The 19474-nt window shown below is 64.1% G+C and carries 19 protein-coding genes; 10 read left to right on the top strand and 9 right to left on the bottom strand.

Translation table 11 applies throughout. The annotated features are described in order from the left end of the window. Both ACERJA_RS14990 and ACERJA_RS14985 read left to right on the top strand, forming a co-directional pair. Positions 1-247, top strand: a 247-nt coding sequence (locus ACERJA_RS14990) for a nucleic acid-binding protein (RefSeq protein ID WP_373609061.1), incomplete at its 5' end; no start/stop codon positions are given. Positions 248-378: 131 nt separating this feature from the next. Beyond that, a complete protein-coding gene (locus ACERJA_RS14985; RefSeq protein WP_373609060.1) occupies positions 379-615 on the top strand; it encodes a hypothetical protein in 237 nt (78 codons plus the stop codon). Here the strand turns inward: ACERJA_RS14985 and ACERJA_RS14980 are convergent. Then, positions 612-866, bottom strand: coding sequence for a hypothetical protein (locus tag ACERJA_RS14980; RefSeq protein WP_373609059.1), 255 nt, complete (start codon positions 864-866; stop codon positions 612-614). The two genes, ACERJA_RS14985 and ACERJA_RS14980, sit on opposite strands and share 4 nt — an antisense overlap. A gap of 129 nt (positions 867-995) precedes the next feature. On the opposite strand from ACERJA_RS14980, the gene ileS reads away from it, so the two are divergent. The 4 genes from ileS to ACERJA_RS14960 all read left to right on the top strand — a co-directional run bounded on the left by ileS (position 996) and on the right by ACERJA_RS14960 (position 8428). Continuing rightward, positions 996-4208, top strand: coding sequence for an isoleucine--tRNA ligase (ileS, locus tag ACERJA_RS14975; protein ID WP_373609058.1), 3213 nt, complete (start codon positions 996-998; stop codon positions 4206-4208). Between the two features lie 596 nt (positions 4209-4804). Then, entirely contained in the window at positions 4805-5206 is a 402-nt protein-coding gene (locus ACERJA_RS14970) for an ArsR/SmtB family transcription factor (protein ID WP_373609057.1), read from the top strand. Then, positions 5203-6174, top strand: a complete 972-nt coding sequence (locus tag ACERJA_RS14965; protein ID WP_373609056.1) for a permease — start codon at positions 5203-5205, stop codon at positions 6172-6174. Before ACERJA_RS14970 ends, ACERJA_RS14965 begins: the two co-directional genes overlap by 4 nt. Before the next feature lie 88 nt (positions 6175-6262). Then, positions 6263-8428, top strand: a complete 2166-nt coding sequence (locus tag ACERJA_RS14960; RefSeq protein WP_373609055.1) for a hypothetical protein — start codon at positions 6263-6265, stop codon at positions 8426-8428. Between the two features lie 55 nt (positions 8429-8483). Here the strand turns inward: ACERJA_RS14960 and ACERJA_RS14955 are convergent, their stop codons facing one another. From ACERJA_RS14955 to ACERJA_RS14940, 4 genes are all read right to left on the bottom strand, one after another. Further along, positions 8484-9026, bottom strand: coding sequence for a heme NO-binding domain-containing protein (locus tag ACERJA_RS14955; RefSeq protein ID WP_006065283.1), 543 nt, complete (start codon positions 9024-9026; stop codon positions 8484-8486). A gap of 159 nt (positions 9027-9185) precedes the next feature. Further along, a complete protein-coding gene (locus tag ACERJA_RS14950; protein ID WP_373609054.1) occupies positions 9186-10040 on the bottom strand; it encodes a ribose-phosphate diphosphokinase in 855 nt (284 codons plus the stop codon). Positions 10041-10130: 90 nt separating this feature from the next. Continuing rightward, the gene (locus tag ACERJA_RS14945; protein ID WP_006065285.1) at positions 10131-10661 is read right to left on the bottom strand and encodes a hypothetical protein; all 531 of its coding nucleotides are present in this window, start codon (positions 10659-10661) and stop codon (positions 10131-10133) included. 88 nt (positions 10662-10749) lie between these two features. Continuing rightward, positions 10750-11619, bottom strand: coding sequence for a hypothetical protein (locus ACERJA_RS14940; protein ID WP_373609053.1), 870 nt, complete (start codon positions 11617-11619; stop codon positions 10750-10752). Positions 11620-11700: 81 nt separating this feature from the next. Here ACERJA_RS14940 and glmM point away from each other — a divergent pair, with 81 nt between their 5' ends. Beyond that, a complete protein-coding gene (gene glmM, locus ACERJA_RS14935; protein ID WP_373609052.1) occupies positions 11701-13065 on the top strand; it encodes a phosphoglucosamine mutase in 1365 nt (454 codons plus the stop codon). A 39-nt stretch (positions 13066-13104) separates the two neighbouring features. Here the strand turns inward: glmM and ACERJA_RS14930 are convergent, their stop codons facing one another. Beyond that, on the bottom strand, positions 13105-14904 hold the full coding sequence (locus ACERJA_RS14930; RefSeq protein ID WP_373609051.1) for a site-2 protease family protein: 1800 nt from the start codon (positions 14902-14904) through the stop codon (positions 13105-13107). Between the two features lie 572 nt (positions 14905-15476). On the opposite strand from ACERJA_RS14930, the gene ACERJA_RS14925 reads away from it, so the two are divergent. Continuing rightward, positions 15477-15791 carry a hypothetical protein gene (locus ACERJA_RS14925; RefSeq protein WP_373609050.1) on the top strand — a complete coding sequence of 105 codons (315 nt, stop codon included), beginning with the start codon at positions 15477-15479 and terminating at the stop codon, positions 15789-15791. Positions 15792-15881: 90 nt separating this feature from the next. On the opposite strand, the gene ACERJA_RS14920 is transcribed toward ACERJA_RS14925, so the two are convergent. Together ACERJA_RS14920 and hisI are read right to left on the bottom strand one after the other, a co-directional pair. Beyond that, positions 15882-17051: a hypothetical protein gene (locus ACERJA_RS14920; RefSeq protein WP_373609049.1), complete on the bottom strand. Its 1170-nt coding sequence runs from the start codon at positions 17049-17051 to the stop codon at positions 15882-15884. A 6-nt stretch (positions 17052-17057) separates the two neighbouring features. Further along, the gene (gene hisI / locus ACERJA_RS14915) at positions 17058-17429 is read right to left on the bottom strand and encodes a phosphoribosyl-AMP cyclohydrolase (RefSeq protein WP_006065290.1); all 372 of its coding nucleotides are present in this window, start codon (positions 17427-17429) and stop codon (positions 17058-17060) included. A gap of 134 nt (positions 17430-17563) precedes the next feature. On the opposite strand from hisI, the gene ACERJA_RS14910 reads away from it, so the two are divergent. Then, entirely contained in the window at positions 17564-17884 is a 321-nt protein-coding gene (locus tag ACERJA_RS14910) for a cupin domain-containing protein (protein ID WP_373609048.1), read from the top strand. A gap of 84 nt (positions 17885-17968) precedes the next feature. Here ACERJA_RS14910 and ACERJA_RS14905 read toward each other — a convergent pair whose 3' ends face one another. Continuing rightward, positions 17969-18739, bottom strand: coding sequence for a hypothetical protein (locus ACERJA_RS14905; RefSeq protein ID WP_373609047.1), 771 nt, complete (start codon positions 18737-18739; stop codon positions 17969-17971). A gap of 97 nt (positions 18740-18836) precedes the next feature. Here ACERJA_RS14905 and ACERJA_RS14900 point away from each other — a divergent pair, with 97 nt between their 5' ends. Continuing rightward, a complete protein-coding gene (locus ACERJA_RS14900) occupies positions 18837-19448 on the top strand; it encodes a class I SAM-dependent methyltransferase (protein ID WP_373609046.1) in 612 nt (203 codons plus the stop codon). Positions 19449-19474 lie beyond the last annotated feature (26 nt).

Genomic DNA, 19474 nt, shown 5'->3' with positions numbered 1-19474 from the left:
CGTCACGTGGACGACGAGTATGGCCACACCGCCCGGCGTCCGCGAGCCGAACACGCTCGCGATCGTCGAGTTCGACGTAGAAGGGACGACGGTGCGTGCGATCGGGCAGGCGACGACCGACGACATCGAGACCGGCGACAAAGTTGAACCGGTCCACGTCGAGGAACTCCGCGAACCCGGAGCTGGCATCCGAGAACCCGAGAGTCAAGACTGGGATGGCTATCGCTTCGAGCCGAGTGACACGTGACGGAGGTGAACGACGACACCATCTCCTCGGTCACCGCGGACCAACTCGCTTCGTGAGCCCCGCCCCGTCGACTCACTCGAGTCCTCTTCGAGGGGACAGATTTACCTTGACTGGGTGGCTTCTCAGTAGCAATGGACTCGGCTCCCCCAGAAATCCTCGCAGAACTGCTCCCGCTTGTCGTCTATACGATTCTCGGCGGTGCGTTGACGGCAGGCGGTCTCGCTGTCGAGTACGCGAGTCTCCAGCACTTCGGTTCGGGCGAGGCGATGGTTGGCATCTGGCTCGCCGCGATTGGCATGGTCATGCTCTATGCAGGACTCTACGGAATCGGCTACCAGAAGGTCCTCGCGTCGGTTCGCTCGAGCTAACTCGAGTTGGCTCGGCGGGACGCTTCGTACACGAGTTTGACCAACAACGCGAGAACGCCGCCGTAGTAGGTGACTGTCCCCGTAAGCCACGTGAGTGTGACCAGCCCGTCATAGAGGAATTGCATCGGCGCTGGATAGCCGCCCCAGCCCGTTGCACTCGTGGTACGCAACCACCAGCCAACCAAGGCGATTGTAATGAGTTTCAGAACCTCCTGATCGAACAGGACAGCAATGGCGTCACGTGCATCCATACGTCGGCCGTTTCGAGTCCCTCCCCATAGACACACCGACCGATCGATGGCGACCGATCGTCCCGGCGTCCCCGCAGTCGGACCTCTGATATCGATTCCTCTTTACTGTCCCAGCCAGTTACGTCACGTATGAGCAGGTTCGGCGAGGTCGACGACCAGTACGATCCCCACGCCCTAGAGCAGCGGGTGTTCGACTACTGGGACGACGTCGACGCCTACGAGCAGACGGTCGAGCATCGCTCCGACGGTGAATCGTTCTTCTTCGTCGACGGCCCGCCGTACACGTCGGGATCGGCGCACATGGGGACGACCTGGAACAAGTCCCTGAAAGACGTCTACATCCGCTTCCTGCGCATGCAGGGGTACGATGTCACCGACCGGCCGGGCTATGACATGCACGGACTCCCGATCGAGACCAAAGTCGAGGAGAAACTCGGCTTCGAGAATAAAAAAGACATCGAGGAGTTCGGCGAGGAGAACTTCATTCAGGAGTGTAAGGACTACGCCGACGAGCAACTCGAGGGTCTCCAGTCCGATTTCAAATCCTTCGGTGTCTGGATGGATTGGGATAATCCGTACCGAACGGTCAGCCCCGAGTACATGGAAGCCGCCTGGTGGGGCTTCTCGAAGGCCGCCAACCGCGGTCTCGTCGAGAAGGGCCACCGCTCGATCTCGCAGTGTCCACGCTGTGAGACCGCAATCGCGAACAACGAAGTCGAGTACGAGGACGTCGAGGACCCGTCGATCTATGTCAAATTCGACCTCGAGGACCGAGACGGCTCGATCGTCATCTGGACGACGACGCCGTGGACGATTCCGGCAAACACGTTCGTCGCCGTCGACGAGGAGGGCGACTACGTTGGCGTGCGGGCCGAAAAAGACGGTAAAGAGGAACTGCTGTACGTCGCCGAGGCCAAATACGAGGAGGTCCTCAAAGAGGGGCGCTACGAGGAGTACGAGATCGTCGAAGAGCTGACTGGCGAGGACCTGCTCGGCTGGACGTACGAGCACCCGCTCGCCGAAGAGGTGCCCGATCACGTCGACGGCGACGGCGTGTTCGAAGTGTATACCGGCGAGTACGTCGACACCCACGGCAACGGTACCGGACTTGTTCACTCCGCGCCCGGCCACGGTGAAGAGGACTTCGAGCGCGGGACCGAGCTCGGCTTGCCGATCTTCTGTCCCGTCGGCGGCGACGGCGCCTACACCGACGAAGCCGGCAAGTACGAAGGCCAGTTCGTCAAGGAGGCCGACGACGAGATCATGGCCGACCTCGAGGACAACGACGCGCTACTCGCGTCGGGGACGGTCGACCACAGCTACGGCCACTGCTGGCGATGCGATACAGGCATTCTCCAGATCGTCACCGAGCAGTGGTTCATCACGATCACGGATGTCAAAGACGAACTCCTCGAGAACATCGAGGACAGCGAGTGGTACCCACAGTGGGCTCGCGACAACCGCTTCCGTGACTTCGTCGAGGAGGCACCGGACTGGAACGTCTCCCGACAGCGCTACTGGGGCATTCCGCTGCCGGTTTGGACGCCCGAGGACCGAGATGACGACGAAGACATGATCGTCATCGCGACGCGCGAGGAACTCGCCGAACGGGTCGATCAGGATGTCGATCCCGAGGCCGTCGACCTCCACAAGGACACGGTCGACGACCTGACGATCACCGAAGACGGGACCACCTACACCCGCGTTCCCGACGTCTTCGACGTCTGGCTCGACTCCTCGGTGGCGTCGTGGGGTACGCTTGACTTCCCATCCGATGACAGTCGATTCGACGAACTCTGGCCCGCCGACTTCATCCTCGAGGCCCACGACCAGACCCGCGGCTGGTTCTGGTCCCAGCTCGGGATGGGTACCGCCGCAATGGGCGAGGTGCCATACGACAAAGTCCTGATGCACGGCCACGCACTGGACGAAGATGGCCGTAAGATGTCCAAATCCGTCGGCAACGTCGTCGAGCCCGACACGGCGATCGAGCGCCACGGCTCCGACGCGATGCGGATGTTCCTCCTGTCTGCGAACCCACAGGGCGACGACATGCGCTTCTCGTGGGACGAGATGGGCACGATGGAGAACCACCTCCGGACGCTGTGGAACGTCTTCCGCTTCCCGCTGCCGTACATGCGCTTAGACGGCTTCGATCCGTCCGAGACTGACCTCGAGGGAGTCGACGACGACCTCGAACTGGTCGATGAGTGGGTTCTCGCCCGGCTGCAGGCCACCAAGGCCGAGATGACCGAGCACTTAGAGGAGTTCCGACAGGACCGCGCACTCGAGGCCCTCCTCGAGTTCGTCGTCGAGGACGTCTCCCGATTCTACGTGCAGGCCGTCCGCGAACGGATGTGGGAAGAAGAGGACAGTGGCTCCAAAATGGCCGCATACGCGACGATCTACCGGGTGCTCCGGGAGAGCGTCACCCTGCTTGCCCCGTTCGCGCCGTTTGTCAGCGAGGAGATCTACGGTACGCTCGCCGGCAAAGGCGACCACGACACCGTCCACATGGAAGACTGGCCGGCCGTCGAGGAGTACTGGGTCGACGAACAGCTCGAGGAAGACGTTGCCCTGCTGCGAGCGATCGAAGAAGCCGGCGCGAACGCGCGCCAACAGGCCGGTCGCAAGCTGCGCTGGCCCGTCCCGCGGGTCGTCGTCGCGGCTGACGACCAGCGCGTCGTCGAAGCTGTCGAGCGACACACGACGCTGCTCGAAGAGCGACTCAACGCCCGCGAGATCGAACTCGTCTCGCCTGACAGTCAGTGGGGCGAACTCGACTACAGCGCCGAAGCCGACATGAGTAAGCTCGGCCCGGCCTTCGGTGGCCGTGCCGGCGAGGTCATGAACGCACTCAACGAGGCCCGTATCGAGGAGACGACCCTCGAGGCACTCGAGGACGCCGTTGAGGACGTGCTCGAAGACGGCGAGTCGATCACTGAAGAGATGGTGTCGTTCGTCACCGAGACACCTGACGGTGTCGCCGGGACCACGTTCGGCCTCAACAATGACGACCGCGGCGTCGTCTACGTCGACGCCTCGCTGACCGAGGACATCGAAAGCGAGGGCTACGCCCGTGAGGTCATCCGCCGCGTCCAGGAGATGCGCAAGGACCTCGACCTCGACGTCGAAGAACGGATCGCACTGGATCTCGCAATCGACGACGACCGCGTCGCCGACCTCGTCGCTGAGCGCGAATCCCTCATCCGCGAGGAGGTTCGTGCCGACGAACTGGGCGACCTCGAGGTCGACGACGGTGCCCGCAAGGAGTGGGATGTCGAGGGTGTGGCGATGGAGATCGCACTCGAGCCGCTGGCAGCTGCGGAAGCGTCGGACTAAACGCGCCGAGCGGAGCGGGGCGACTTTTTTGCTCTCTTGTGAGCGAAGCGAAGCAAGGTCAGCGAGAGCGTGCTCTCGCCAGACAGATTTTTGGAGGAGCGGTGAGCGCTAGCGAACCCGACGAAAAAAAGGTGGATGCCGAGGTCGCACTCGAGCCGCTGGCAGCTGCGGAAGCGTCGGACGAAGCCAACGTTCGCGTGTCTCCAAACGGAGATAACTCGAACCGAGATGGGGCTCGAGAGGAGCCGTCCAGCGTCGTTCATCGAGCATGTTCGAATCGGAAACTCTCGATTCGAGAGACGCTCCGAGACGACGGCGATGTGTCGACCAGCTGTGCGTGGCAGTCGACTCGAGATGAGCGTCGCGCTACCGGGTGTTTTCGAGAGGTATACCAGAACACAGGCAGTGGCCCCACTGGCGAACCCGTCTCGAATCAGCTCGGCTCGAGCAAAACGGTTAAGCCGAATCGGACTATCCCGATATGTATGGGACTACTCGATCGCCTCCTTGGACGCGATGCTGACGAGACGGATGATGACTGTTGCTGTGGTGTCGAAATCGAAGAGATCGACTCGAGCGACGAGGACTGATCGACAATGACCGATCAGCACGGACTCGATGCGGACGGACCGAGCGAATCGGCAAGCGGGACGATCAACCGAATGAGCGGTGGTGCTTGCTGTGAAGGGGCATTTCCCGCAAACCGCACGGCAAGCGACGAGCTGATCGACGACGAACTGCACGTTTTCAAGGCGCTCGCGAACGAAAAGCGACTCCGGATCATCGAGGCACTTCGGGATGGCGAGCTGTGTGCCTGCGAACTCGAGACGGTCCTCGATGCACCACAGTCGACCGTCGGCACTCACCTCTCACAGCTCCGCGAGGCTGGTATCGTACGCACCCGCAAAGAGGGGAAATGGACCTACTATCGAATCGCAGATACGGCGAGTCTCCAGCTGCTCGACCTCGCCGCCGCACTGGGTGAGTACGAACGGTGATTCCTGCCGGCTACGAGGCGGCGCTGATCGAGTCCGCCGAGTACTTCGTCCATCTGGCGCTCGTGCTCGCCCCGCTGTTCGTCGGGGCGTCGTTTCTCGTCGGCCTCGCACAGGAGTATCTGCCACCGGAGCGAGTCGAGGCGATGCTTCGGTCTCGAGACCACGGGAGCGGAAACGTCCTCGCTGCTGGACTCGGCGCAGTGACGCCGTTCTGTTCGTGTTCGACGATCCCGATTCTCGCGGGCTTGCTCGGTGCCGGTGCGCCGATCGGCCTCGCGTTCTCGTTTCTGCTCGCCTCGCCGATCGTCAACTGGATCGCCGTCATCCTGCTGTTCGGACTCTTTGGGGCCAGTGTGACCGTCGCCTACGTCGTGATGGCGCTGTCCGCAGCGATCGTCGGTGGCATCGTCATCGGCACGCTCAACCTCGAGAACTACGTCAAAGACGTTCGCATCACTGCTGGCGGACGCGAGATCACGACCGATGGGGGAGCGACAACTGGCGGCGCGAGCTGTGCGTGTAGCGGCTCACCATCTCGATCACATCGAGAGCGGGTTTCCGCGGCCGGTCGCGGGGCGCTGTCGTTTTTCTGGGATACGCTTCCCTACATCATCATCGGGATCACGATCGGGGCGCTCATCCACGGCGCGGTCCCGGAGGCGTTTCTCCAGCGGATCGCCGGCCCGTCGAACCCACTCGCGACGCCGATGGCCGCACTGGCTGGCGCACCGATCTACGTGAGCATTAGCGGCATGTTGCCGATCGCTCACTCGCTGGCCGAACAGGGGATTCCGATCGGGACGGTGATCGCCTTCGTCATCGGCGGCGCTGGAATCAGCATTCCGAACCTGATCCTGTTGAACAAGCTCTTCGAACGGCGACTGCTTGCCGTCTATGCGGGCACCGTCGTGACCACCGGGGTCGCCGTCGGCGTGCTGTTCAACACGGTGCTGGCTGGACTGCTCTGACGACGGCGCGTTTCGGTTCGTGGTGCAAGATTTTCTGAAAATAGTCACGTCGTAACAGTCATGGTTGCTGACTCGACAGAGCAGGGTAGTGATCACTCGAGTCGCCGTCTGTCTTGTCGTCGTGGTGTTGCTCGGGGCGATTCCAGCGGGTGTCGCCGGTGGATCGGCGACAGCACCGACGCCCGAGACAAGCGCCACACAACACACACTCGACGCCGGAATCAATAGTGGCGAATCGGCAGCCACGCCCACCGTGAACCGTGACGCGACGCGGCTGGCCAGCACGAGCGACGTCCTCGAGCGGACGACGACGCTCCGACAGCTCCCGGCACAACCAGGGACGTTCGAGACGGCGATGACGTTCGACGTGCCGGAGCCCATGACCGGCCTGGAGATCGACCTCGAGTCGGAAGCCGAGGTGCACACTGCTGCGGGTTTCGAGGCGACCGATCGAGGAACGTACCGGTGGGATGAGACAACCGAGTCGCCGACGGTGCGGTTTACGATGCCGGCGAACCGAACGGGGATGGTCGACGGCCACACGAGCCAGCCCGTCGCTGAGACAGCGGTGACGGCACCGACGATCGACGGAGAGCGCGGCTACAGCTTCCTCGAGACCGGCGAGTGGGGCGTCGTCCGGGTTCCCACCGTGGGCCTCTCCTATCGAACGGCGACCAGCGACCCGATCGGTATCGAGGAAACAGTTACCGTCGACGGCCCCGGCGCAGCCGGCACGGAACTGGCCGTCTTTGGGGAGGTGACCGAACACGAACGGACCGTCGACGGAGAACGGATCAGGCTGGTCGTGCTCGAGGCCGCCGACCTTCGAGAGCGACCGACCGAGATCCTTGACAGCCTCGAGGCCGCAAGCGGGCGTCTCGACGTGGGCTCGAGCACCACCGAGGCCGTCATCGTCGCCGTGCCGACCGACGTTGACTGGGGGTCACGAGGGTTGCAGTACGGCCCCAGTGACGCGTGGGTCGTCGCCGACGCGCCGCTTGCGGAGGCAACCAACGTCTGGCTCCACGAATACGTCCATATCCGACAGCGGTTTGCCAACCCCGGTGTCGGCACGGCAAGCGACAGCGAGTGGCTCATCGAGGCCCAAGCGGAGTACTACGCGGGCCTGCTCGCGTACGAACAGGAGTTGATCCCGTTTCGCGAGTTCAGTCGGTTACTCGAACGCGGCACGGCGTCGCCGGCCGCTGATGCCGTACTCACGGAGCCATCGACCTGGGGAGACAGTAACGCGAACTACCGCAAGGGAGCGCTGGTGTACGGTGATCTCGATCGACAGCTGCGACTCGCAACCGATGGCGACCGCAGTCTCGACGACGTCTTCCGGTCGCTGAACGCCAAGGATGGACAGGTACGCGAAGCCGACGTGCTCGAGGCCCTCGAGCGAGCCGGCAATGCGGCGATTCGGGAGCGTGCCGAACGATACACCCGAACCACAGAGACGCCGGAGCCGTGGACTCGATTCGAGCACCGTGACGCGTTCGACCAGCCACGGGCGACCATCGAGTACGGACTCGGCACAGACCCGATCAGCGTCGACGATCACTCCTGGGAGCGCTGGGATCGCACGGATATCGACGGCATCGATGACCGATGGCGTCCCGACAGCGGGACCGATCGCGGCGTGCTCGCAGTGCCGGCCGGCGAGCGCGTCACCGTTCCGGTCGCGGCCAGCAACGTCGGCGAGCGGGCCGGTACCGCTGATGTGGTTCTGCAAGCCGGCGGTGAGATCGTCGCCGAGAGCCAACACCACCTCGAAAGCGGCGAGCACGCGAGCGAGACGCTGTCGTGGACCCCGACAGATCCCGGCATCTACGACGTTCTGGTCGGAGACGATCGACTGACGGTGGTCGTTCGCTCGACGACGAGTCTGACCGTGACCGACCTACGGGTGAGTCCGGAGCGTATCGACCCCGGCGAGTCGGTGACGGCGACGGCGACGGTCACGGCCGGCGACGACCGGCCGGCCGCGGGCACACTCGAGTTCCAAACCGCCGCGGAGACCGTCAGCGGACAGCCGATCGCCCTCGCACCCGGCGAGACCGGCACTGTCGAGGTCGACCTCCAGTTCAACGAGGATGGGCGCTACGAGATCGTCGCTGGCGGGCAGTCGACGACGGTCACCGTCGGTGGCGTGCTCGGGAGCATCGAGTCGATGCCCGGCTTCGGCGGGATCGCCGGCATCGTCGCGCTCGCAGTGGCACTCGCCGTTGTGCTGGTCGGTCGACGACGATAACGGATCGAGCACCCACGGCAGCACATCGAGCCGTCCGTCACTGGCAGTGCACTCGTTAGACGCGTTCCACCCGAAACACACACGTCTGGTCACCGTCAGCAGTACACGACGTTTCGGTGACTGTCGCGTCCGTCTCGAGTGCATCGGCCATCCCCTCGAGAACGCCCTGTGCCACCCCGCAGTAACACGGCTCCCGGTGGGTTCGGTAGGTCACACGAACGCAGTCTGGCGACTCGCGGGTTCCCGAAACGGCTGGCACCGCGTTCGCGTTCGTCGTTGTGTCGACGCTCTCAACGATCGACTCGAGACGCTCGAGGACGGCGAACAGGTCCCCATCATCGCGAACGTGCGCGGCGAACGTCGACAGGAGTTCGGGAGCGAGCGTTCGACCGAAATCACGTTCGATCTGCCGGCGGTCCTGGACAGCCAGCGACGAGAGCGTCTCGAGGATGGCCTCGATTTCGGCGTCGTCGTACGACGAGACAGGGAGATACAACGTCGGCTCGATGCCAGCTCGGTCGACGATCGAGGCCCATGTCTCCTCATCGGTCTTTGCGATGACGTACTCCTCGAGTGTTTTGTGGATGATTCCGTGCATCAGGTCTCACTCCCTCCGGTTGCCTCTGCAGGCGACGGCCGGCTGCTCGAGTCAACCAACAGGCAGCCATCGGCCCGGGCCGAATAGTCTCTCCGTGAGAATGTAACGAGGAGTGACTTAACAGTTACACCCACCCGAACGCTGCCGCGTCGCGGTCGCTCAGAGGTGTTCGGCGATCGACGGCGCGACCGAGACACCACTCACCGGCCGTTCGATCGTATCCGTGCCGTAGATCGCCTCGACACCGGCTCGAGAGAGTTTCGTCACTGCGTTATCGGCGAGCAGCGGGTGGACGCAGGTGAGGAACACGCGGCCAACGCCACGCTCGTGCAGGACGGCGACGGACTCGCTCATCGTCGACCCAGTCGCGATGATGTCGTCCGCAACGACGACGTCGCGGCCGGCCACGTCGACATCGCTCGGGGTGATCTCGACGTCGGTGCCGGAGTGGCGTTTCTTCTCGAAGTAGTCCGTCTCGCCGTCACCGTAGGCGTCACGAACCGTCTCGGCGAGTTCGATCGCGCCCGCGTCGGGCGAGAGGAAGACTGGATCCTCGAGGTCGTCGGGAAGCGGTTCGGCGAGTCGGCCGGCAGCGTCGATAGCGGTCGCCGTCGGCTCGAAGAACTCACACACTGCTTCTTCGTGAGGCGTGACGGTCAGCACGCGATCCGCGCCAGTCGAGATGGCACGGGCAACCGCACGGGCGGAGATCGGGTGGCCCGCCTCGAACGCCTTGTCCTGGCGGCCGTAGCCCATGTACGGCAAGACGGTGACAACCTCTTCGGCACCGGCTTCGCGGACGGCATCCTGCAACTGGAGCAGTTCGATGTGGGCGTCACTCGAGACGGTCGAGGCGACGACGATCGCGCGGTCGTCGTCGAAGTCGGGCGCAGCAGCGAGCAGTTCGCCGTCGGGAAACCGATTGTACTCGGCAGTGGCGAGCGAGACGTCGAGTTCACGGGCAAGCGCAGCGGCAAGCGTCTGCGAGTCAGCACCGCTGACGATCGTGGTCATACTCGAGTGGACTGGACGAAGCATAAAACCCGTTTTCGTTCTCGCGTACACCGTGAGTGACTCGCAGTGTCGTGGTGGTGGCTCGAGCGATTACGACTCGGCGTCGTCGATATCGGCGTCGCCGTCGCCACAGGGGCCACCGCTAGTATCACTCAGGAACGTCAGTGTCCCCTCTCGGCCGATTCGAACGTAGAGATTGAGACAGTCGGGGTCGTTCCATCTGGCGGGCGTAATCTCGACGGGCTCGCCCTGATCGAGGCGGGCGACCACGCGAAACTGACCCGGCTCAGTCGGCCAGTTCCGATCGAGGGTCACGTCCTCGTTTGCCTCGAGGGTCTCGGTCGACCAGGCTTCGATCTCGCGATCGAACTCGACGAGGACGTCAACCGTGTGTGCGGTCTCGCCCGAGTTGTCGACGATGACATCGCCGAGCACGGTGCCCTCGACGCTGGTCGAACTGTCCGTTTCGCTCGGTTGAGAGTCGGCCTCGTCACCGGTATCCGGTTCGTCGGCCTCGGTGGAGTCGTCTGGGTCGTCGTCGCTGCCGGAACAGCCGGCGACGGCGCCGGTCAGGGCAGTCCCGGTGACGGCGAGGAGTTTGCGGCGTGGAAGTTCGTTCATGTTCGGAGCGAACGAATTCAGGATAGTTAAACAGTCCGGCAGAGACGACAGTATCAATCAATAGCCAGATCGGGACTGTGCCGGCCAGTTATCGCAGGACGGCGAGTCCTGTCACGTCTCCGACGCCAAGTGTTCGCGAGCGCCACGGACCGTTGGCGTCCGTCGGCGTCGCCGAGAGGAAGGTTCCCCGTTCGGTGACGGCGTACCACGTCTCGCCGTACCCGACGCCGACGATGGATGACCCCGAACGGTCGTACTCCTGCCAGTCGTCCTCGCCGTAGGCATAGACCGTCTCCCCGGAGACGGCGTGGGCCCGTGCGAGTCGGCCCCGATCGCTTCGGGGGTCCGCGGCGACGACCTCGAACGATCCCTCGAGGACCTGCATCCAGCCATTGCCGAGCTTGTAGAGGCCGTCGCCGGTGGCGGCAAGCGGGACGCCGGCCGCAGAGACATCCCGGACGGCCGTGAGCCCGGCGTGGTCGAGCGTGTCGTCGTGAACGCGGTAGACACCGTCATCGGTGCCGATGAGGTCGCCGTCGATGGCACAAACCGTGTCGATACCGGCGGCCTCAATCGACTCCCAGTCGCCGTCGTCGGCGGGAGCGTCTCCTGCCAGTCGGGCAATCTCGCCGTCGGGACTGGCCGCGAGCAATCCTGCGTCGTCGAGGCCGACAGCGACTGCGGGACCGAAGCCGGTTTCGATGAGAGCTGGATCGTCAGCTGCGGACTCGTCGCCCTCGGCTGGGGGCACCAAGAGCCGGACGTCCTCGTCGGTTGCGACCGCAACGATCCCGTCGGCCGCTGCAACATCGTGTGCGGTACAGCGGTCACAGAGGCCAAACTCGCCGACAGTGTCGTCGGCGACGCGGACACGGACGACACCGATCGAACTCGAGACGTAGGCCTCGGTGGCTCCCTCGCGATCGCCGTAGACGCGTTTCTCTTCGATCGAGTGCATACGTAGACGTCGAGTCCCCACCCCGAAAGCGTTCTGTCTGCTCCGGAATCCCTTTGAGGTGGCCCCGCGGACTAGCGACTAATGCAAGTGTTCGGATCGAGCGGGACACGGGGCGTCGCCAACGAGGAGCTGACACCCGCGTTCGTCCTGCGCGTCGCGAAAGCGGCGGGGACGGCCTGGGGGGCCGATCGGGTTGCCATCGCGCGCGATACGCGATACACTGGACGGATGCTCGCCGATGCGGCCGCAAGCGGACTGGCGAGCACCGGAACCGATGTCGATCGGATCGGGATCGTTCCGACACCGGGGGCACAGTCGTACGCCGAACGGGAAGGCGTCCCCGTCATTATGATCACGGCGTCGCACAACCCGCCACAGTACAACGGGATCAAACTCGTCGGCAGCGACGGGATCGAACTCGTCGTTTCGGAACTCGAGGAGATCGAAGACGTGTTGCTGGGAGAGAGGTTCACGGTCGCCCCGTGGGACGAGACCGGCCGCTCTCGAACGATCGACGGCGTCACAGAGACGTACGTCGACGAGCTGCTTTCGGCAGCCGACCGAGAAACGATCGCCGACGCCGACCTGACGGTCGCACTCGATCCCGGACACGGTGCCGGCGCGCTCACCAGCCCCGAGTTCTTCCGGACACTCGGCTGTCGTGTCGTCACCGTCAACGGCCAGCCCGACGGCAAGTTCCCCGGCCGGAATCCCGAACCCGTCCCCGACAACCTCGAGAATCTCGGCCAACTGGTCCGGGCGACCGACGCCGACGTCGGCATCGCCCACGACGGCGACGCCGACCGCGCCATCTTCTTCGACGAAACCGGTGCGTACGTCAACGGTGACGCGACGCTGGCTGCCCTCGCCGCCGCCGAACTCGAGGCCGGCGACACGACGGTCTCAGCAGTTAACGTCTCCCAGCGGCTGGTCGACGTCGTCACCGAAGCCGGAGCCGAACTCGAGTTGACACCCATCGGCTCGACGAACATCATCACCCGGATCGAAGAACTCGAGGCGAAAGGCGAGCACGTGCCGATCGCCGGCGAAGGCAACGGCGGGATCTTTTTCCCGTCGTTCCGGCTCACTCGAGACGGTGCGTTCACCGCAGCCCAGTTTCTCGAACTCGTCGCCGAACAACCGGTCAGCGAGATCGTCGCCCCCTACGACGGCTACGCGAACGTCAGACACAACCTCGAGTACGAATCGACGGCCGAACGCGACGCGATGTTGGACGCCGCCGCAAACCACGCCCAGTCGTCCGACGCCGACCTCAATACGCGCGATGGGTACCGACTCGACCACGGCGACGCGTGGGTGCTTGCCCGCCCCTCCGGCACCGAACCACTCGTCCGAATCTACGCCGAAGCCCGCGACACCGAGCGCGCACGCGAACTGGCCGACGGGCTGTACGAGACGCTGTCCGAGGCGAAAGCTGACGCCTAACTAGGATGCTCTCGAGGGCAGATTTACCCTACCCACGTCTCAGCCAAGCATTGGACTGACGAGTACGAGCGCGATTGCACCCGCTGTGAGCACGCTCGCAGCGACCATCGCCACGGTCGCGACTCGGTCAGGGTCGTCGAGTGACAGTCTCGAGCCGATGCCTTCGACGGTCGTCGAGAGCAGTTTGGCACCGTCGAGTGGATAGCAGGGAATGCAGTTGAACACGCCCAGCAACAGGTTGAGCCACCACGTCCAGAACAGGACGTTCGCGGCGAGGAAGACGCCGCCACCGAAGATCGACAGCGGCCCAGTAACGGTGTAGAAGTTCGCGACCGAGCCGACGAAGCCACCGAAGTTGGCCGTCGAGAGTCCGCCGATCAATCCGGCAAACGGGAGTGTAAACACCGCCAGCGCCCGCTCGAGTGCGGACGAGCCCAGCCCATCCGCCGCGGGCTGGCCCTGCAGGATGGCGAGGTGTTGCTCGCTCGGGTGTGGATCGACGCCGAGATCAGTCACTGTCACGCCGCTCGTTCCCGCGACTGGCGTGATGCCGAGGATCGCCTCGCCATCGTGGTCGCCGAGCGTGATGGCAGCCGTCTCGCGCTCACCGTTGGTAACGATCTCGACCGGGACCGTTTCGCCGGGCGTCGCGTCTGCAAGCTCCTCGAGCAGTGCTTCGGCGTCGACGACCCGTTCGCCATCGAGATGAGTGATGGTGAGCGCGTCGGCGTCGGTGACACCGGCTGCTGCGAGCGGCCCGTCGGGGTCGATCTCGGCGACGGCAACGCCAGCGACGATCGTCGTCGCGCCCTCGTCGGTCTCGAGGGTGGCGACCGTCTCGTTTTCGAGGGCGTCGGCGAACTCGCGTTCGGTGTCGACCGGCGTGTCGTTGACCGCCGTGATCGTGTCACCGGGCTCGAGGATGTGTGTGTCGTCGCTCCCGTCGAGACGTTCCGGATCTCCCTCGAGCGTGCTCGTGACAACGACGGAGCGCTCGAGTGGTACCGTCTCGGTGTCGTCCCGATCCCCTTCGACGGCGAGGGTGACGCGCTGGGTAGTCGCATCGAGCGCCTCACGCAGTTCGTCGCCATCCGCGATCGGGTCGCCGTCGACGGCCGTGATCACGTCACCGCGCTCGAGGCCCGCCTCGTCGGCTGGCGTTGCGGGATACACACCGGAGACGGCGAGACCGGGAACGGCAGCGATCGACGTCGAGACGAGTGCCAGCAAGATGACGACAGCGAGCAGTGCCACCACGAGGTTGTTCGTGATCCCGGCAGCGTAGATCCGGGCGCGGCTGGCCGTCGAGGCGGCGCGCTCGTCCGATTCGTTGAGGCCGACGAACGCGCCGAACGGAACGATCGCGAGGAAGATCACGCCCGCCGACTCGACGCCGACGTCCTCGATGCGACCGAGCAAGCCATGGCCGAACTCGTGGACGAACAGCCCGACGAACAGCCCGACGACGATCTCTGGAGCCGCAGCCAGCGGCAGGAAGTCGTTGACACCCGGGATCGCCAGCGCGTTTCGTGGCTGGTTGACGTCGCTTGCGCTCTCAGTTGTCAGTGCGGCGTAGGCCGCAAACAAGACGAGAGCGAACGTACAGACGAGCAACAGCACCGAAACGGCCACACCACCGGTGGTCACCGCCTGCCAGAGCCGACGCGAACGACCACGTGCCAGCGAATCGAGCCGCTCGAGGCCGTTTCGCGTCTCGAAGGTGACCAGCGGTCCGAAGACACTGATCCACGGCGGCAGCGAGCCACGAGCTCGAAGCCCCATTGCGATCGCCGTATAGATCACGAGCCCGAGAGAAATCCAGAGGGCAGTCGTCAGCATGCCAAACACTGTTCGCAGGTCTGATTATTGTGGCTTCGCCGATACGCCACAGCGAGGGCGGCCCCTGAAAGACAGCGGTCAGTCTCAGTGTCGTGTCTCCGACCGTCGCCGTTCCAGTCAGCAGTCGACCGTGGGCTGTCGATCCAGAAATCTCCGGTTCGATGTGAGAGTAGCCGCCGTCGAAACCTCGCTTCGTTCATCTTCGTGTGCTCGTGATCGGAACGAAATCGTATCAAGCGTGCGGTTGGCAGAGAGAGCGCTCGAGGACAGAGATTACCTCTATTGAAATCCTCGGTTAGTGAGAGGGTTCAGGAGCCATGCCGAATAGAAGGCGCGAGTCTTGCACGACAACTCAATTTGTTCGAAGTAGCTGAGAGCGGTCAATACTAGCTGTACACCGGCCACAACAAGTAACAACCTATATACAACCCATCAAAAGCCGGTGAAAAGTGGAGCAAATTTATGTGACAGGGAAAATGAATGAATGAATGACGACGCACCCGAGACGTCCCTAATCATTGTATCACGACTGGCCAAACGTCGGGTCGGGAAGTGAAGAGCATAATACAAAGATGTACGAGGAATACCGGAAAATTCTCCAGAACGAGAGCACGCGTCGGTTCTTCGTTGAGTTGCTCGTGGTGATGATAGTAATCGTCACCTTCTTGCAGTTCGTCGTCGAGCCGTTTTTGCTCTCCCGGTTTCCGTCAATTTTCCCCTCACCCTGGTCCCCGAGTGGGCCGCCGCAGGGGTGGGTACAGGATACCCGTGTCGGGTGGTTCAAGTTGGTTCTCGGTGCGCTAATGCTCGGTCCGTACATGTACTACCGGATCTATCTTACCGACCTCGGTGAGGACATGCTGGCGGTCTTCCACGAGAAGCGTTGATCGTCCGAGGACGTGTCGGGTTCCGATTATGTTTCCCCGTACGCTGATGCGGACCCGTAAGCGCCTCTGTTCAGAGCGGACGATAGTTACTCAGACCGGATCGTCAACCTCGAGTGCGTCCTCAAGAGCCTCGCGTTCGTCCCGCAACGCCTCGAGTTCGTCCGCGATCTGGCCGTCAGCAAGCCGCTCGCGTTCGTCGGGGGTGAGCTGGACGACAGCCTGCGCGGCGGTCTGCAGCCGATCGTAGTCGAACTCGGGGTCGGTCGTGAGCCGACGGAGGGATCGCAGCTGGGCGACGACGTCCTCGTCGGCGACACGAGCGACGAACGGACGGATCTCGCGTATCTTTCGCCGAAGCACCCCCGCTTCGCCCGGCGGCCACGAAATCGTCAGTGGCTCGGCATCGATCCCGTCGAGATACGTCTGCTGGGTCGCGACTCGGCGTTTGAGTTCGTCCGCGCTCTCGACGTAATGGGAGAGTTTTGAATGTGAGTAGTTCGCATACTCGAGCAGCTCCGGAATGGTGTACTCACCGGCAGGGTCGTCCTGAACGTAGTCAGCCAGCTCAGTCGGGGGCTGCTCGTAGGGGACAAACGGATACCAGCGGCTGCGCTCGACCAGCGAGAACACCTCGCGGGCCGACGCCTCGAGTCGAAACTCCTCGAACGCCGTCTCGATCGCGTCGTTGTACGCCTCAATCGGTTCGCGAAGCGCCTCGACGGGCGCGTCGAGGTCGGCGGTTGCGAGTTCGAGCAGGCGCTCGCGGTCAGCGATCTCGTCGTCGAGTTCCCGGCGCCGTTTGGCCGCCGCCGTCCGCGCATTGGCGACTGCTTCGCGGGCTGTCTCGCGCTCGTCGAGTAACTCGGCATACTGAGCCGCCGGCTCCAGGGCGTCGTGGGCGCGTTCGAAATCCGACTCGCTGAGCCGGCGTTTATCGATCGCCTCGAGCGCGTCGTCGAACGCCTCACGCCCCTTCAGATCGTCGGGAAGGTTCGTGACCAGCGAGTCGAACTTCCCCTCGAGTTCGACGTAGGCCTTGAAGTTCTCCCGGCCGGTTCCCGTCGCTCGGTCGACGTAGCTCTCGAGTAACTCCGTCGCGTTCCGGTATGCCTCGGCTGCGTCGGTCACCGCTCCACCACCGTGGGCTTCGACCCGGCTTTCGGCCTGTTCGAAGCGCTCTCGAGCCCGTTCGAGGGTCTCGAGTGGTGTCTGGTCGTCCGCAGTGGCGTCCGCATCGGGGTGGTGAACGCGTTCGCTCATCCGAGATCAGTCGTCGTAGATCGCGTCGGGGTCGAACACCTTCTTGCCGACGTTTTCCCCGTCGATCGTCCGGTAGAAACACGACTGGTGGCCGGTGTGACACGCCCCGCCTTCCTGGTCGACCAGATAGAGCAGCGTGTCGGCGTCACAGTCGACCCGAACCTCCGCAACGTCCTGTGTGTGCCCGCTCGTGGCACCTTTCTCCCAGAGTTCGTCTCGGCTACGGGAGTAGTAGTGGGCGACACCTGTCTCGCGCGTGCGCTCGAGTGCCTCCGGCGAGACGTAGGCGAGCATGAGCACCTCACCGGACGCTGCGTCCTGTGCAACGGCGGGGACGAGCCCGTCCTCGCCGAAGTCGACTGCAATCTCGTCGGTCATAGCTGGGTGGATGACCGTCAGGGCGATAGGTCTTTTGCCGAGAGGGTCACCTCGACAACGACGAACCGTCACCCATCGGCCCAATCACGAGTAGCGCCAACATTTATGCCGCGTGGAGTGGGCAGGAGACCGTGATGGCCGACTATACGAAAACCAACTATCACGACGTCGACGATCAGAACGGGATGCACTTCCTGCGTGACGAGCTGAACTGCGAGCATATGGGCGTGACCGTCGTGGAGTGTGAGCCCGGCTGGGAGGGTAAAGAACACGACCACGAGGAGGAAGGCCACGAAGAAGTGTACCTGCTGATGGAAGGCGAAGCGACGGTCACCGTCGACGACGAATCGATCGACATGGCCGAAGGTGACGCGATCCGAATTCCGCCGGACGCGACACACCAGATCCACAACGGCGACACCGAAAGTCGGTTCGTGCTGATGGGAGCACCGTAGAAGCGCCCGCCGTCGCAGACGGACTCCTGCAGTCAGTGTCAGTGTACCCGCGACGCGTTCGTTCTCACCGGCCAACAACTCGTCTCAGGGCCGATGGAACTCGATGCCGTCGGCCGTCGCGACCGCGAGGGTCACGCCTCGAGCCAGACGGCCACCCGTTCTGACGTGGTGTTCGGGGAGCAACGGCATCGCTACTGGCCGGTAGGCGTTTTCCCGCATTGCAGCGATACCGGCGTAGCGGCCGACCTCCCGATCCCGGTCGAAGACGTGGATGCGCTTGTCCGCGCCGCGGCCGTACCGGTAGGGGAACGCGTCCGGTTCGGGGCCGGGGCAGGTCAGTTCGGTGGCCGCGAGGACGGCGAGGACCGAGCCATCGGCCTCGAGCAACAGTCGTGGCTCGTCGGTCCCCGTCCTGTCGCGGTCGTCATCGGCTGTGGTCGTCGACGAATCTTCTCGCCACTGTGGCTCCGCGTCGGTTCGGACGCAGGCATACCGCCCGTCGGTCAGCGCGATCCGATCCGGGATCGAGTAGAACTGACGGCAGCCATCGACACGGCCACGGAGCAAGAACGGGTCACCGAGGATCGTGTGTGCGGCCTCGAGTCCCCACTCGTCGACGACGAGCACCGGCGCCCGACCGGCGTGGGCGGCATCCGCCACGCTGCTGGCGAGGGTCAACGGCGTGACGTCTCGGAGGCGCTCGACCGACAGCGGTACGTCGGGACCGTCTGCTGGGTGGTCGCCACCAGTCGCCACGACCGGCCCATCGGCCTCGGTCGGATCTGGACAGCGGTAGCCCCGGTCACGGAGTGCCGCAACGACGGCCGCGAGCCGCGAGGGTTCGTGGGATGTCATCATTACCCCTACGACGCCGAGCGATAAGAGCGTCTAGCCACCACAGGCCACACCCGTTTGGCACCAGCGCCATACCGTCTGCCGCCGTCTCCCAGCCATGGATCGACAGGAACTCCAACGGGCATGGGACGCCGTCGCCGACGACTACGCCAGAACCCGCCGCGCCGACGGCGAGGACGCCGCCCTGATCGCCGACCTCCTCGAGACACTGCCCGAAGCCGCGACCGTCCTCGACGTCGGCTGTGGCGATGGGATGCGAACGCTTGCAAACCTCGCGGGCGTCGATCGAATCGGGCTCGACCTCTCGAGTCGCCAACTCGAGCTGGCAGCCGGAAACGTCCCCGAAGCCCACCTGATCCAGGGTGAGATGACGAGGCTCCCGCTGGCCGCGAACGCCGTCGACGCGATCACGGCGTATCATGCCGTCTTCCACGTCCCACAAACCGAGCATCCGGCCGTCTACGACGAGTTCGCCCGCGTCCTCCGTCCGGGCGGGCGACTCCTCGCGACAGTCGGCTCGAGTCCGTACGAGACGGTCCAACGCGACTGGCTCGGGAGCGGCCAGTCGATGTTCTTCAGCACCCCCGGTCGGCGTCGGACCCGGAGCGCGCTCGAGGCGGCAGGCTTTGCAATCATCTGGGAGCGAGTCGTCGACGATCCGCTGGGGAGTTCGGTGCCGTTCGTGATGGCCGAGTATCGGGGACAGTGAACTGGGGCAAGGGGCTCCGATCAACT

Origin of the sequence: Natronorubrum sp. A-ect3, from assembly GCF_041821125.1 — an archaeon.
Lineage (GTDB): Archaea > Halobacteriota > Halobacteria > Halobacteriales > Natrialbaceae > Natronorubrum > Natronorubrum bangense.
Note: the sequence above shows the minus strand (reverse complement) of the source record. Positions and strands in the feature narration are given on the sequence as shown.

What these genes read in the sequence shown, in the direction of transcription:
- ACERJA_RS14985 (WP_373609060.1), top strand. Translation starts at nt 379, where the DNA reads ATGGACTCGGCTCCCCCAGAAATCCTCGCAGAACTGCTCCCGCTTGTC.
- ACERJA_RS14980 (WP_373609059.1), bottom strand. Translation starts at nt 866, where the DNA reads ATGGATGCACGTGACGCCATTGCTGTCCTGTTCGATCAGGAGGTTCTG.
- ileS (WP_373609058.1), top strand. Translation starts at nt 996, where the DNA reads ATGAGCAGGTTCGGCGAGGTCGACGACCAGTACGATCCCCACGCCCTA.
- ACERJA_RS14970 (WP_373609057.1), top strand. Translation starts at nt 4,805, where the DNA reads ATGACCGATCAGCACGGACTCGATGCGGACGGACCGAGCGAATCGGCA.
- ACERJA_RS14955 (WP_006065283.1), bottom strand. Translation starts at nt 9,026, where the DNA reads ATGCACGGAATCATCCACAAAACACTCGAGGAGTACGTCATCGCAAAG.
- ACERJA_RS14950 (WP_373609054.1), bottom strand. Translation starts at nt 10,040, where the DNA reads ATGACCACGATCGTCAGCGGTGCTGACTCGCAGACGCTTGCCGCTGCG.
- ACERJA_RS14945 (WP_006065285.1), bottom strand. Translation starts at nt 10,661, where the DNA reads ATGAACGAACTTCCACGCCGCAAACTCCTCGCCGTCACCGGGACTGCC.
- ACERJA_RS14940 (WP_373609053.1), bottom strand. Translation starts at nt 11,619, where the DNA reads ATGCACTCGATCGAAGAGAAACGCGTCTACGGCGATCGCGAGGGAGCC.
- glmM (WP_373609052.1), top strand. Translation starts at nt 11,701, where the DNA reads ATGCAAGTGTTCGGATCGAGCGGGACACGGGGCGTCGCCAACGAGGAG.
- ACERJA_RS14930 (WP_373609051.1), bottom strand. Translation starts at nt 14,904, where the DNA reads ATGCTGACGACTGCCCTCTGGATTTCTCTCGGGCTCGTGATCTATACG.
- ACERJA_RS14925 (WP_373609050.1), top strand. Translation starts at nt 15,477, where the DNA reads ATGTACGAGGAATACCGGAAAATTCTCCAGAACGAGAGCACGCGTCGG.
- ACERJA_RS14920 (WP_373609049.1), bottom strand. Translation starts at nt 17,051, where the DNA reads ATGAGCGAACGCGTTCACCACCCCGATGCGGACGCCACTGCGGACGAC.
- hisI (WP_006065290.1), bottom strand. Translation starts at nt 17,429, where the DNA reads ATGACCGACGAGATTGCAGTCGACTTCGGCGAGGACGGGCTCGTCCCC.
- ACERJA_RS14910 (WP_373609048.1), top strand. Translation starts at nt 17,564, where the DNA reads ATGGCCGACTATACGAAAACCAACTATCACGACGTCGACGATCAGAAC.
- ACERJA_RS14905 (WP_373609047.1), bottom strand. Translation starts at nt 18,739, where the DNA reads ATGACATCCCACGAACCCTCGCGGCTCGCGGCCGTCGTTGCGGCACTC.
- ACERJA_RS14900 (WP_373609046.1), top strand. Translation starts at nt 18,837, where the DNA reads ATGGATCGACAGGAACTCCAACGGGCATGGGACGCCGTCGCCGACGAC.